12 protein-coding genes are annotated in these 12170 nt (G+C 74.9%); 7 read left to right on the plus strand and 5 right to left on the minus strand.

The window, feature by feature from the left end; genetic code table 11:
* Positions 1 to 49 precede the first annotated feature (49 nt).
* Both RNC47_RS15920 and RNC47_RS15925 read left to right on the plus strand, forming a co-directional pair.
* Positions 50 to 301: an acyl carrier protein gene (locus tag RNC47_RS15920; protein WP_311599336.1), complete on the plus strand. Its 252-nt coding sequence runs from the start codon at positions 50 to 52 to the stop codon at positions 299 to 301.
* Positions 298 to 1521 carry a beta-ketoacyl-[acyl-carrier-protein] synthase family protein gene (locus tag RNC47_RS15925; RefSeq protein ID WP_311599338.1) on the plus strand — a complete coding sequence of 408 codons (1224 nt, stop codon included), beginning with the start codon at positions 298 to 300 and terminating at the stop codon, positions 1519 to 1521. The genes RNC47_RS15920 and RNC47_RS15925 overlap by 4 nt, the downstream gene beginning before the upstream one ends.
* Here the strand turns inward: RNC47_RS15925 and RNC47_RS15930 are convergent.
* A complete protein-coding gene (locus RNC47_RS15930) occupies positions 1511 to 2716 on the minus strand; it encodes an aminotransferase class I/II-fold pyridoxal phosphate-dependent enzyme (RefSeq protein ID WP_311599340.1) in 1206 nt (401 codons plus the stop codon). The two genes, RNC47_RS15925 and RNC47_RS15930, sit on opposite strands and share 11 nt — an antisense overlap.
* A gap of 136 nt (positions 2717 to 2852) precedes the next feature.
* Here RNC47_RS15930 and RNC47_RS15935 point away from each other — a divergent pair, with 136 nt between their 5' ends.
* From RNC47_RS15935 to RNC47_RS15945, 3 genes are all read left to right on the plus strand, one after another.
* Positions 2853 to 4118, plus strand: coding sequence for a wax ester/triacylglycerol synthase domain-containing protein (locus RNC47_RS15935; protein ID WP_311599342.1), 1266 nt, complete (start codon positions 2853 to 2855; stop codon positions 4116 to 4118).
* Between the two features lie 315 nt (positions 4119 to 4433).
* Positions 4434 to 5048 carry a TetR/AcrR family transcriptional regulator gene (locus RNC47_RS15940; protein WP_311599344.1) on the plus strand — a complete coding sequence of 205 codons (615 nt, stop codon included), beginning with the start codon at positions 4434 to 4436 and terminating at the stop codon, positions 5046 to 5048.
* A gap of 96 nt (positions 5049 to 5144) precedes the next feature.
* Positions 5145 to 5588, plus strand: coding sequence for a hypothetical protein (locus RNC47_RS15945; protein WP_311599346.1), 444 nt, complete (start codon positions 5145 to 5147; stop codon positions 5586 to 5588).
* Between the two features lie 19 nt (positions 5589 to 5607).
* Here RNC47_RS15945 and RNC47_RS15950 read toward each other — a convergent pair whose 3' ends face one another.
* The 4 genes from RNC47_RS15950 to RNC47_RS15965 are packed head-to-tail and all read right to left on the minus strand — an operon-like array spanning position 5608 to position 9688.
* Complete coding sequence (locus RNC47_RS15950; RefSeq protein ID WP_311599348.1) at positions 5608 to 6531, minus strand: NADP-dependent oxidoreductase; 924 nt, start codon at positions 6529 to 6531, stop codon at positions 5608 to 5610.
* A gap of 8 nt (positions 6532 to 6539) precedes the next feature.
* Entirely contained in the window at positions 6540 to 7745 is a 1206-nt protein-coding gene (locus tag RNC47_RS15955; RefSeq protein ID WP_311599350.1) for a sensor histidine kinase, read from the minus strand.
* A 9-nt stretch (positions 7746 to 7754) separates the two neighbouring features.
* On the minus strand, positions 7755 to 9089 hold the full coding sequence (locus tag RNC47_RS15960) for an MFS transporter (RefSeq protein ID WP_311599352.1): 1335 nt from the start codon (positions 9087 to 9089) through the stop codon (positions 7755 to 7757).
* Positions 9086 to 9688 (minus strand): helix-turn-helix domain-containing protein, encoded by a 603-nt coding sequence (locus RNC47_RS15965; protein ID WP_311599354.1) that lies wholly within the window; start codon positions 9686 to 9688, stop codon positions 9086 to 9088. Before RNC47_RS15965 ends, RNC47_RS15960 begins: the two co-directional genes overlap by 4 nt.
* A gap of 150 nt (positions 9689 to 9838) precedes the next feature.
* Here RNC47_RS15965 and RNC47_RS15970 point away from each other — a divergent pair, with 150 nt between their 5' ends.
* Positions 9839 to 10318 (plus strand): cation:proton antiporter regulatory subunit, encoded by a 480-nt coding sequence (locus tag RNC47_RS15970; RefSeq protein ID WP_311599356.1) that lies wholly within the window; start codon positions 9839 to 9841, stop codon positions 10316 to 10318.
* A 94-nt stretch (positions 10319 to 10412) separates the two neighbouring features.
* Positions 10413 to 11615: a cation:proton antiporter gene (locus tag RNC47_RS15975; protein WP_311599358.1), complete on the plus strand. Its 1203-nt coding sequence runs from the start codon at positions 10413 to 10415 to the stop codon at positions 11613 to 11615.
* The last annotated feature ends 555 nt before the right edge of the window (positions 11616 to 12170 follow it).

Here is a 12170-nt window from a genome sequence, read left to right on the forward strand (position 1 = left end):
CCGCCCTCAATGGAACATATGGCGCCGACGGGCCGGGAGACTGCGCTCCATGAGCGAGCACAGCGAGAGCTACGACACCGTGGTGTCCGTGTTGGTCGGCAAGTTCCAGTTCGTGCGTGACGATCTCTCGCCCGAGGTGACCGTGGAGGAGGTGGGGCTCGACTCGCTGGGGCGGGCCGAGTTCGCCCTGTGCCTGCGGCAGGAGACGGGGGTGGCGCTCGACGAGGACGGGCTGACCGGGGAGTCGACGCTGGCGGACGTGGCGCGGGCGTTGGACGCGGCGCGGGCCGTGGCGTCGTGAGCCGGGACGAGGTGGTCGTGTCGGGGGTGGGGGCGGTCACCCCGGCGGGGGTGGGCGTGGCGGCCACCTGGGAGGGGGTGTGCCGGGGGGTGGGGACGGCGACGCGGGATCCCGCGTTGGCCGGGCTGCCGGTGGACTTCAGCTGCCGGGTGCCGGGGGACGACGTCGGCGCGGGGCTCGGGGTGCGGAACCTGTGGCGGATGGAGCGGTTCACCCGGCTGGCGCTGGTGGCGGCCGTGGAGGCCGTGGGGGACGCGGGGCTCGACCCGGCGACGTGGGAGGGGGCGCGGGTCGGGGTGGTCGTCGGGTGCGGCATGGGTGGCATGCACGCGGTGCGGGAGCAGGAGCGGCGGCTGACCGGGCAGGGGCCCGACTGGGTGTCGCCGGCGCTGATCCCGATGATGCTGCCGAACATGGCGGCCGGCGAGATCGCCCTGGCGCTCGGCGCGCGGGGGCCGAGCCTGGCGGCGGTGACGGCCTGCGCCTCGGGGGCGAGCGCGGTGGCGACCGCGCGGGAGTGGCTGGTGGACGGGCGGTGCGACGTGGTGGTCGCGGGCGGCACCGAGTCGGCGACGACGCCGCTGATGGTGACGGGCTTTCAGCGGGCCGGGGCGCTGTCGCGGCGGGGCGAGGACCCGACCGGCGCCTCCCGGCCCTTCGCGGCGGACAGCGACGGGTTCGTGATGGCCGAGGGCGCCGCGGCGCTGGTGCTGGAGCGGGTGCGGGACCTGCGGGCCAGGGGCGGCCGGGCCAGGGCGGTCCTCGCGGGGTGCGGGGTCTCCACGGACGCGCACCATCCCACGGCGCCGCATCCCGAGGGGCGGGGGGCCGAGGCGGCGGTGCGGGCGGCGCTCACCCAGGCGGGGGTCGAGGCGCGGGACGTGGAGCACGTGAACGCGCACGCCACCTCGACCCGGCAGGGGGACACGGCGGAGGGGCGGATGATCGAGCGGGTGTTCCCGCACGGCCCGAGCGTCACCTCGGCGAAGGGCGCGCTGGGGCACGGCCTGGGCGCGGCGGGCGCCGTCGAGGCGGTGCTGACGGTGCTGAGCGTGGAGCGCGGGGTGGTGCCGCCGACCGCCAACGTGGGGGCGCCGGCGCCCGACCTGGCGATCGACCTGGTGGTCAAGAAGCCGCGGGAGCGGCCGGTGCCGGTGGCGGTCAGCGACTCGTTCGGCTTCGGCGGGCACAACGTGGCGCTGGTCTTCGTCACGGGGTGAGCTTGGGGCGGGCCAGCGCGACCGGCGTCCAGTCGTGCTCGGCCCGCTCGGGCACCAGCCCGAGGCGGCGGCCGCAGGCGGCGAAGGCGTCCAGGATCCGGGTGATCTGCTCCTCCGTGTGGGTGGCCTGCGGGGTCACCCGGATCAGGGCGCGGCCGCGCGGGACGGCGGGCGCCACCACCGCGTTGGTGTAGACGCCGGCGTCGTGCAGCGCCTGCCACATCCGCAGGCAGGGCACGGCGTGCCCGACGTGCACGGGGACGACGGGGGTGACCGAGGGGCCGGTGGAGAAGCCGAGCGCGCGCAGCCCGTTGTGCAGCCGCTCGGCGTGGTCGAAGACCCGTTCGCGGCGGGCCGGTTCGGTCCTGATGATCTCCAACGAGGCCAGCGCGGCCGCCGCGGAGGCCGGGGACATCGCCGCGGAGAACAGCACCGGGCGGGCCGTGTAGCGCAGGTACTCGACGATGCCGGCCGGTCCCGCGAGCAGGCCGCCGAGGGAGCCGAAGCACTTGGAGAAGGTGCCGGTGAACAGGTCGACGGCGTCCATGGCGCCGAAGTGCTCGGCGACGCCGCGACCGCACGCGCCCAGCAGTCCGATGTCATGGGCGCCGTCCACCACGAGCCGGGCGCCGTACCGGTCGGCGAGCTCGCGCAGCCCGGGCAGCGGGCAGAGGTCGCCCTCCATGGAGAACAGGCCGTCCGTGATGACGAGCTTGCCGGCGTCGGGGTCGGCGGCGGCGAGCAGGCGCTCCAGGTGGTCGAGGTCGCCGTGCCGGTAGCGGTGCCTGCTGCCCTGGCCGAGCAGCACCCCGTCCACCAGCGAGGCGTGGTTGGCCATGTCGCTGAACGAGGCGTCCCCGGGGCCGAGCAGGGCGCCGACGGCCAGGTTGGCCTGGAACCCGGTGGTGGTGACCAGGGCGGCCTCGCAGCCGAGGAAGTCGGCGAGGGCCGCCTCCAGCTCCTCGTGCAGCGGCAGCGTGCCGTTGAGGATGCGGGATCCGGAGCAGCTGGTGCCGTGCCTGGCCAACGCGGCGGCGGCCGCCTCGACGACCCGCGGATCGGTGGCCAGGCCCAGGTAGTCGTTGCAGCCGGCCATGATCGCGTCCGGGGCCGCGGTGCGGTAGTAGGGTCTCGCGCCCGTCTCCGCCATTTCGCCGAACGCCGCGATCGGCTTCTTGTCGAAGATGTCTGCCATGCCGTTACCTGGGCCTCTTCCCTGTCGTGTCAGAGTGCAGCCTGTCCGATCACAGCGATTAGATTGCTCCCCCACGCGCGATGTGATTCCGCGGTTTTTCTCGGCGGTTTCCGGCGGAGGGGAAAGGGCTGGGAGGATGGAAAATAGTATCGCACTCTCGGCTTCTGATGAGTGTTTCGCGGCGGGCGGCACCCCGAAGACGATCGGCTCCGCGGTGTTCTTCTCGGGGCCCGCGCCGGGCCTCGACGAGCTGCGGGAGCTGGTCGCCGGTCGGCTCGGCGGGCTGCCGAGGCTGCGCTCGGTGCTGCTGCCGCCGCCCGGGCCGAGCGCGCTGCGGCGGCACCGGTGGCTGGTGCTCGACGAGTTCGACCCGGTGCTCCAGGTGCGGGCCGAGCCGCCCGGCACCCGGCTGACGGAGCTCGTCGACGCGGTGGCGCGCCGCCCGCTGCCGGCCGGTCCGCCGCCGTGGCGGCTGCGCCTGGTGCCTGGCCAGGGCTCCGACGGCTTCGCGCTGCTGCTGACCGCCCATCACGCGGCGCTCGACGGACGGTCCCTGGAGGCGCTGCTCAACGTGCTGCTCGACGGCCCGCCGGCCGCCGCCCCGAAGCCGGCGGAGCCCCAGCACTCCCCGGCGGGGCTCGGGCGGCTCGTCGGCGACCTGCTGCACCACGCGCGGCCGAGCCGCCGCCTGCCGGGAACACCGGCCGCGCCGACCATCGCCTGGACCGAGGTGGACCCGGCGGCCGTGCGCGCGGCACGCCGGTCCCTGCCGCGTGCCGGCATCAGCCTCAACGACGTGCTGCTCGCCGCCGTCGCCGGGGCGCTGCGCGAGGTGCACGGCGCGCCGTCCGGCTGGCCGGGCCGGGAGCGGCCGCTCTACGCGCTGGTGCCGGTCGACCTGCGTCCTTCCGGGGCGGGCGGGGAGCTCGGCAACGTGCTGTCGGCGGCCCGGGTGCCGCTGCCGATCGGGCAGGACCACCCGCGCGACCGGCTGGCCGCCTGTCACGCGGCGCTCGCCGCGCCCGGGTTCAGGGCGCGGGCGGTCAACGCGGCCCGCCTGGTCGGGGGCGCGGCGCTGCTCGGCGCCTGGGCGCCGCGGGCGGCCGGCGCGCACGTCATCTCGGCGTCGTACGCGCCGGTGTGCTGCACCTCGCTGGTGCTCCGTCGGGGTCCCTGGTCGCTCCTCGGCCGGCCGCTGACCGGCGGGTTCGTGCTGCCCGACGTGCCGCCGCCGGGGGTCGTCAGCTTCTTCCTCGCGGGGCACACCAGGACGCCGGAGCGGGCGGCCGCGCTGAGCCTGACCGTGGTCAGCCACGCGGCGCCGCCCGCGGCGCGGCTGATGGCCGCGTTCTCCGTGGCACTCGACGATTTCGCCGCCGGCGAGCCGGCCATTCGCCTGTAACCGGCGGTATTTCGCGGCGATCCCGAGTACCCGGGTATTACGGGTATTCGACAATCCGTCGGCCCCGGAAAACATCGTCGGTTGAATGGCGACGAGACGACGGGAAAACGCCGGACGGCGGCGGTTTCGGGCAATTCTCGGCGCGTGGCGCGACTCGAATCGCCTTCCCGGGCCGACGGGTCGGGCGGGGCCGCGGGGGCCGGCCGGGGGCCACCGGCCAGGGCCCGCTGGCCAAGCCCCCGGCAGGGGAACCGTTTCCCGGGCGATATCGAATGCCGAGTCGATCGTGATCATGGTGGCTTAGCCTCTACCCCCATGCCCAGACTCATCGACCGCGGCGAGCGGCGCCGGGAGATCGCGCACGCCGCCTGGCGGGTCATCGTGCGGGACGGGATCGGCCGCGCCTCGGTGCGCGGGGTGGCGGCCGAGGCCGGGGTCTCGGCCGGCTCCTTGCGCCATGTCTTCGCCAGCCAGCGGGAGTTGCTGCTCTTCGCGTTGGAGATGGTCGCCGAGCGCTTCAGGGAGCGGTCCACCGCGCCGCGGCCGCCCGGCGCCGCGCGGGAGTCCGTGGCGGCCGCCGCGCGCGGGATGTTGCCGCTTGACGAGGAGCGGCGCGCCGAGTCGGAGGCGTACCTGGCGCTGTGCGACGTGGCACGCACCGACGCCACGCTGCGCGGGCCGCGGGACGCCGCGCACCTGGCGAGGCGGCGGACGTGCCGCCGGCTGGTCGGCGAGCTGGACAACGGCGTCGACCTGGCGCCCGGCGCGGACCTCGACCTGGAGGCGGCGCGGCTGCACGCGCTGCTCGACGGCCTCGCCGCGCACCTGCTGCGCGAGCCCGCGGACGCCGACCAGGGCTGGGCCACCGCCGTGTTGGCCCGGCACCTGGACTCGCTGGCCGCGCAACGTCCGGCCGGGAAGACCGCCTGACGCGCGGGGTCGAACCGGCCGGCGGGCCACTACCCTGCCGGGGACACGGCCCGCTCCAACGTCGCTGAGGTCCGGGGGGACATGATGAGGAGACGCGTGGTTTCGAGGCTGGCGCTGTCCGCGCTCGTGGCGGCGGGGACGCTGCTGCTCGGCGGCTGCTCCGAGGAGAACCCGTTCACCGGCGTGACGGAGTACGAGGAGCCGGCCGAGGAGGAGACCTCGACGGCCCCCGCGGAAGGCGAGGGCGGGGGCGGGGCGCTCGACGGCACCTGGGCGACCGGGCTCGACGACTCCGACAGCGTGCTCACCTTCTACGGCGACCTGGTCTCGTTCACCGAGGCCATCGCCTTCGAGACGGACACGGCCTTCTGCAGCGGCACGCTGCGGGACGACAGCGTGAGCTTCAGCTGCGACACGGCGGACGAGGAGTGGACCGTCGCCACCATCACCCGGGAGAGCGAGACGCTGGCCGTCGAGTGGGAGAGCGGCCTCGGCCAGACCTACGAGCGGGTGGCCGACGGGGAGATCCCCGGCCTGTGAGGCTCCCCGGCGCCAGGCGTCAGGGGATCAGCACGATCTTGCCCAGCGTGTGGCGCCGTTCCAGGTCGCGGAAGGCCTCGCGGACGTCGTCCAGCGGGTAGGTCCTGGCGATCGGGACGTGCAGTCTGCCGTCCTCGACGGCGGCGGTGAGCTCGGCCAGCACCCCGGCGTCGGCGGCCGCGGCGCTGCCCTCCATCTTGGTGCCGTACTCCTCGGCGTCGGCCATGTTGATGATGGTGTCGATCCGCTCGGGAGGGACGCCGAGCTCGATCGCGAGCCGCACGTAGTCGGCGCCGTAGGTGTCGATGAACGCGTCGGGTGACGCGCCGCCCGCCGCCGCCCTGATCCGCTCGGCCACGCCCTCGCCGTAGTTGACCGGCAGGATCCCGTGGTCGGAGAGCCAGCCGTGGTGGTCCTCGCTGGCCAGGCCGATCACCGTGGCCCCCAGGTTGCGCGCCAACTGGCAGGCGAGGGTGCCGACTCCGCCGGCCGCGCCCGAGACCACCACCGTGTCGCCCCGGCGCACGCCGACCGCGCGCACCGCCGCGTAGGCGGTGGTGCCGACGATCGCCAGCGAGCCGGCCTCGGCCCAGGAGACGTCGGTCGGCCGCCGGATCAGCTGGTCGGCCTCGACCGCCGCGTACTCGGCGTGGCTGGCCCGGTGGTTGGTGAAGCCGAGCACCTCGTCGCCGCGGTCGAACTGCCGCACGTCGGGTGCCGTCTCGGTGACGACGCCGGCCAGGTCGCTGCCCTGCCCCGAGGGGAACGTGGCGGGCCAGCGCTTGCGCAGCAGGCCGCGGCGGATAGCGGCCTCGCCCGGGTTGATGCCGGCGGCCTTGATCCGGACCACGACCTCCCCGGGGCCCGGCTCGGGGCGCGGCACCTCGTCCACGCGCAGCACGTCGACGTCACCGTACTCGTCGAATCTCACAGCTCTGGACATATGTCCCACTATGGGACGGTCGCCGAGGGGGCACCACCCGGGACGCGCTCCGGCAGCTCGGCGCACAGCCGCCAGCCGCCCGCGTGCGGCCCGGCGGTGAGCGTGCCGCCGACCAGACCGACGCGCTCGCGCAGGCCGACGAGGCCGAATCCCGGCCCCTGCGGCAGGTCGGAAGACACCTCGGCCGGGCCGCCGTCGTCGCTCACCTCGACCCGGACGTCACCTTCCGTGACCGTCACGTCGACGGTGATGGTGCTGCCGGAGCCGGCGTGCTTGGTGGCGTTGGTGAGCCCCTCCTGGACCACGCGCAGCACGGCGAGGCCACGGACCGCGTCGAGTCCGGTGATGGCCGGATCGACGTGGGCGCGCACCTGGAGCCCGGCCTGGACGCCGCGTTCCACGACGGCGGCCACGGCGGCCGGCAGCTCCGCCGGCTCGACGACCAGCGGCGGGCCGCCCTCGGGCGCGACGGCCGCCGGGTCGCGGAGCACGGCGACCAGCCGGCGCAGGTCGGCGAGCGTGGTGGTGGCCGAGCCGTAGACGTCGTCCAACACCCCGCGGACCCGGGGGTCCAGGTCGGGCAGCACCGCACGGGCCACGTTGACCCGCAGCGCCATGGACGACACGTGGTGCGCCACCAGGTCGTGCAACTCGCGGGCCAGCTCCGTGCGTTCGGCGAGACGCGCGCTGTGCGCGGCGAGTTCGCGGCGCTCCTCGGCCTCCCGCGCCCTGGCCTTCGCCTGGGCCAACGCCCGGCCGGTGGCGCGCACATAGGCGCCGAGCAGCAGCGGGGCGACGGCCACCACCACGACCCGGTAGCCGGCGGCCAGCATCCCGGTGACCGTCTCGTGGTCCTTGATCAGCAGGACGTAGGCGGTGATCAGCACGGCCGTGCCGAGCAGCGCCTCGCGGGGCGGGCGGCGCACCGCGAGTTCGAGCAGCGCCACGCTGGCGATCACCTTGGCCGCGACCGGGGTGTTGGACACCAGCGGGTGGGCCAGCACGAGTAACAGGCTCTGGGCGATGGAGACCGCGAGCGGCCAGGCGCCGCCGCCGAGGAAGAGGGCGCCGGCGGCCAGGGTGACGAACCAGTCGGCGGCGTCGGGCGCGGCACGCTGGACGAGCAGCAGATAGCCGACGCCGACGAACAGCGGAAGCAGGCGCGCCGGCCCGAACCTGTCACCCACCGCCCGCCCGGCCCACGTCAACAACACGCCCAGACACTAACCCGATCCGGTGGCCGCGCCGTGACATGCCGTGGCCGAATCGCCGCGATCGCCGCGATCGGCGCGACCGGTCCTGGCCGCCGCGCGCTCCCGGTCCATCCGCCGCCACTCCGGGCGCAGCGCCGCCAGGTTGGTGATGAGGAAGTACAGCAGGCCGACGACCAGCAGCACCGGCACCAGGCCCGCGGCGCCCACCGCGGCGCCGCCGACCAAGCCGCCGAGCGGGATGCCCGACCAGGCGAGCGAGGTGAACAACGCCTGGACGCGGCCCAGCATGTGGCGCGGGATGCGCTCCAACACCACCGCGCCGATGATGGGGTTGAGGAACCCCGAGCCGAACCCGCCCACGGCGCACACCGCGAGCACCGACCACAGCGGCGCGCCGGCCGAGACGCTGAGCGCCAGGATCACGAAGCGGGGCGCGCCGGCGAGCAGGAAGCCGCCGAAGAACAGCGGGAGTCGGGGCAGTCGGTGGGCGACCACGGCGGCCAGCAGGCTGCCGCAGACGGCCGTGCCACCGAAGACGGCGCCGATCATGCCGATCGCCGAGGGGCCGTGCCCCGACTCCTCGGCCCACACGGGCAGCAGCACGCTGCTGTAGGCGGCGTCGAGGAGGTTGGTGACGGCGACGGTGAGGCTGATCGCCAACAGCATCGGCTCGCGGCGCAGGAAGGCGAACCCCTGCCCGAACCGCCGCCAGTAGCCGGCCGGTTCGTCCCCCGCCGCCTCGGCCGCCTCCGGTGCGGCGGGCCTGCCGCGGCCCATGCCGCGCGGCAGGGTCAGCGCGATCAGCAGCGAACCGGCGGCGAGGCAGACCGCGTTGACGACCAGCGCGGTCATCGCGTCCAGGGCCGCCACCAGCACGCCGGCCCCTGCCGGGCCCACCGTGCCGGCCAGCCGCTCGGCGACGCCGGCCAGGCCCGTGGCCCGCTCCAGCGGCACCCCGTCGCGGTCGGCGGCCTCCGGGACCATGACCTGCTTGGCCAGGTCGCCTGGCCCCCGGGTGACGCCGACCAGGGCGACCAGCACGAGCAGCAGCCACAGCGGCAGCAGCCCGGCGGCGTGCAGCGGCGGGATCGCGGCCACGGCGGCGGCGCTGACCACGTCGGTGGTCCAGGAGGTGACCCGGGGCCCCGCCCGGTCGATCAGCGGCCCTGACAGCGCCTTGGCCAGCACGTACGGCGTCATCTCGCAGAACGCCACGAGCCCGGTCTGCGCCGGACTGCCGGTGGTGACCAGCACGAACCAGGGCAGCGCGACGGCGGAGATCTTGGTGCCGAGCTGCGAGACGGCGACGGCGGCCAGCAGGCCGACGAGGGCCCTGGCCCTCACGCCTCGTGCTCCTCGTCACCGGCGAACTCGGGCAGCACGTGGAACTGGACGGCGACGCTCTGCCGGCCCGGCTCGTCCGCGTGCCGCCGGTTCTCCTCCCGGTAGCGGTCGAGTACCTCCCACAGCTCCCGGCCGAGCTCCCGCGCCTGCTCAGGGGTGAGGCGCAGCGTCACGTCGCTCAGGTGGAACGCCGGTCCCCAGTCGCGCGGCATCGTGGCCAGTTCGTTGAGGCCCTGCTGGAGGCGCAGGGTATGGGCCGCCGCCACGGACTGGAGGAAGACCTGGGCCGCCTCGGGCTCGGCCGCCACCAGCTCGGGCTCCACGGCGGTGAGCTGGTGCACCGCCCGCCACCAGCGGTCCCTGGCGTTGCCCCGCTCCGTGTCCTCCTCGACGAAGCCGGCCCCGGCGAGCTGCCGCAGGTGGTAGCTGGTGGCCCCCGAGTTCAGGGACAACCGGCGGGCGAGCTGGGTGGCGGTGGCGGGGCCGTGCTGCCGGAGCAGGCCGACCAGCCGCACCCGCACCGGGTGGGCCAGGGCGCGCAGCCCCCTGCCGTCGAGCACGACCCGCTCCGCGGCGGGCGCCTCCTCGGGTTCCGTCATGCGCTCACGGTAGATCGCCAAGATCTCTTTGCAAAGACTTCTTCGCGAAGATCTCTTTGGTAAACGGGCCAGTTCCGGCCAATCTCCAGAACAAACGTGCTGTCTCCCGCGTTATGCTCACTGCGACCGCGGTTGAGGAGGCAGATCAGCATGGGCACGCGACGCACCCCCCTGCCGGGCGTCGGCACCCAGTACGACATCGCGTCACGGGACGGACGACACATCTCCGTCGTGACGCACGAGGACGGCCGGCGTTTCATCGGCTTCTTCGACCCGGAGGACCCGGACTCCTGTCAGGGCACCGTCGCCCTCGACGAGGAGGAGGCCGCCCGGCTGGCGTCGATCCTCGCCCCGCAGAAGCCGACCGTCACGCTGCACGACGGCGAACTCGGCCTCGACCTGGTCACCGAGCGCATCCCGATCGAGCCCGACTCGCCCTACCGCGGGCGCCCGATGGGTGACACCCGGGCCCGCACCAGGACGGGCGCCTCGATCGTGGCGGTGCTGCGCAGGACCGGCGCGCACCCGTCGCCGGGGCCGGACTTCCGCCTCGAGGCGGGCGACACGTTGCTGGTCGTCGGCACCCGTGAGGGCGTCGCCGACCTGGCCGACATCATCGCAGGGGCCTGATCTCCGCGCTGTCGGTCGCCTGGGCCACGGATACACGACGTCGGTGCGCCGACGCTCGTGCGAATGACCTTGACAACCGAAAGGTGCGGTGAGCGTGCACGACACCACGACCATGTTGATCGAGCTGGGGGCCGTCGTCCTGGGCCTCGGGCTCGTGGGACGACTGGCCGGTAGGCTCGGCCTCTCCCCCATCCCGCTCTATCTCCTGATAGGGCTGGCCTTCGGTCATGGCGGCCTGATCCCACTCTCCACGACCGAGGACTTCATCGAGATCGGCGCCGAGATCGGCGTCATCCTGCTGCTGCTCATGCTGGGCCTGGAATACACCGCGACCGAGTTGGCGGACAGCCTCAAGACCCAGTACCCCTCGGGGCTGGTGGACCTGGTGCTGAACGCGACCCCGGGTGCGGTGGCCGGACTACTGCTCGGCTGGGGCCCGGTCGGCGCGCTCGCGCTGGCGGGCGTCACCTACATCTCCTCATCGGGCGTCATCGCCAAGATCCTCACCGACCTCAACCGCCTCGGTAACCGCGAGACACCGGTGATCCTCGGCATCCTGGTGATGGAGGACCTGGCCATGGCGATCTACCTGCCGGTCCTCTCCACGGTCCTGGCGGGCGTCGGCCTGGCCAGCGGCAGCCTCACCCTGGTGATCGCGCTCGGCACCGCCGGCATCGCCTTCTACGTCGCGCTGCGGCACGGGCGGTTCATCAGCAAGGCCGTCTCCTCCGACAACCCCGAGATGCTGCTGCTCGTGGTCCTCGGCCTGACGCTGCTCGTCGCGGGCGTGGCGCAACAGCTCCAGGTCTCGGCGGCGGTCGGCGCCTTCCTCGTCGGCATCGCGCTCTCCGGCGAGGTCGCGCACAACACGCGCCGGCTGCTCACCCCGCTGCGGGACCTGTTCGCGGCCGTCTTCTTCGTCTTCTTCGGCCTGTCGACCGACCCGACGGCGATCCCGCCGGTGCTGGTGCCGGCGCTGCTGCTGGCCATCGTCACGACCGGCACCAAGATCGCCACCGGCTGGTGGGCGGCGCGGCGCGCCGGCATCGGCCCGCGCGGCCGCTTCCGGGCGGGCGGCGCGCTGGTGGCGCGCGGCGAGTTCTCCATCGTCATAGCGGGCCTGGCCGCGGCGACCGAACCGCGGATCGCGCCGGTGGCGACGGCGTACGTACTGATACTGGTCATCGTCGGGCCCTTCGCGACGCGGTGGACCGAGCCGGTCGCCAGCCGACTGCGGGAGCGGCGCGCCGAGCGACGCGCGACGGCGACGGTGGTGGCGGCGGAATCCGGAGCGTAGCCCCTGGGCGGGGCGGCCTCGGCGACGTGGTTCCCCCGCCCACCTGGGCTGGGCGGCGGCTACGCCGCCGGGCGCCTGGGCGCTGCGCGCCGGGCTTCTCCCCCACCCACCCGCCCCTCTGACGGCGCTTCGCGCCGGGGTTGGAGCGGCTCCGCGCTCCGCGCGAGGCACCGGCCTGGCGGCCGGGCGCCGAGGCGGGCCGCCCGCGGCCGGCCACCCCTTCTTCGCGCGCCACGCGCGGGGCACGGGCCGACGGCCCGACGCCAAGGCGGCACCGCCGCCAGGGCCACCAGCAGCCGAGTCCTCGGCGCTGCGCCCGGGGACGGCCCTGCGGGCCGAGTCTGGAGCGGCCCCGCGCTCTGCGCGAGACACCGGCCTGGCGGCACCGCCGCCAGGGCCGCCAGGGGGCGGGGTATCCGCACCGTCCCGCCCTCCCTTCGGCGCTCCGCGCCGGAGGCGGCCCTGTGGGCCGGCCGGAAGTGTCCCGCGCTTCGCGCGGGCCTGCGCCAAGGTGGCTCCGCCGCCAGGCGGGGCCACCGACGGCCGGCCTCTCCC

The organism is Streptomyces millisiae (assembly GCF_031845425.1).
GTDB classification, from domain to species: domain Bacteria; phylum Actinomycetota; class Actinomycetes; order Streptomycetales; family Streptomycetaceae; genus Streptomyces; species Streptomyces millisiae.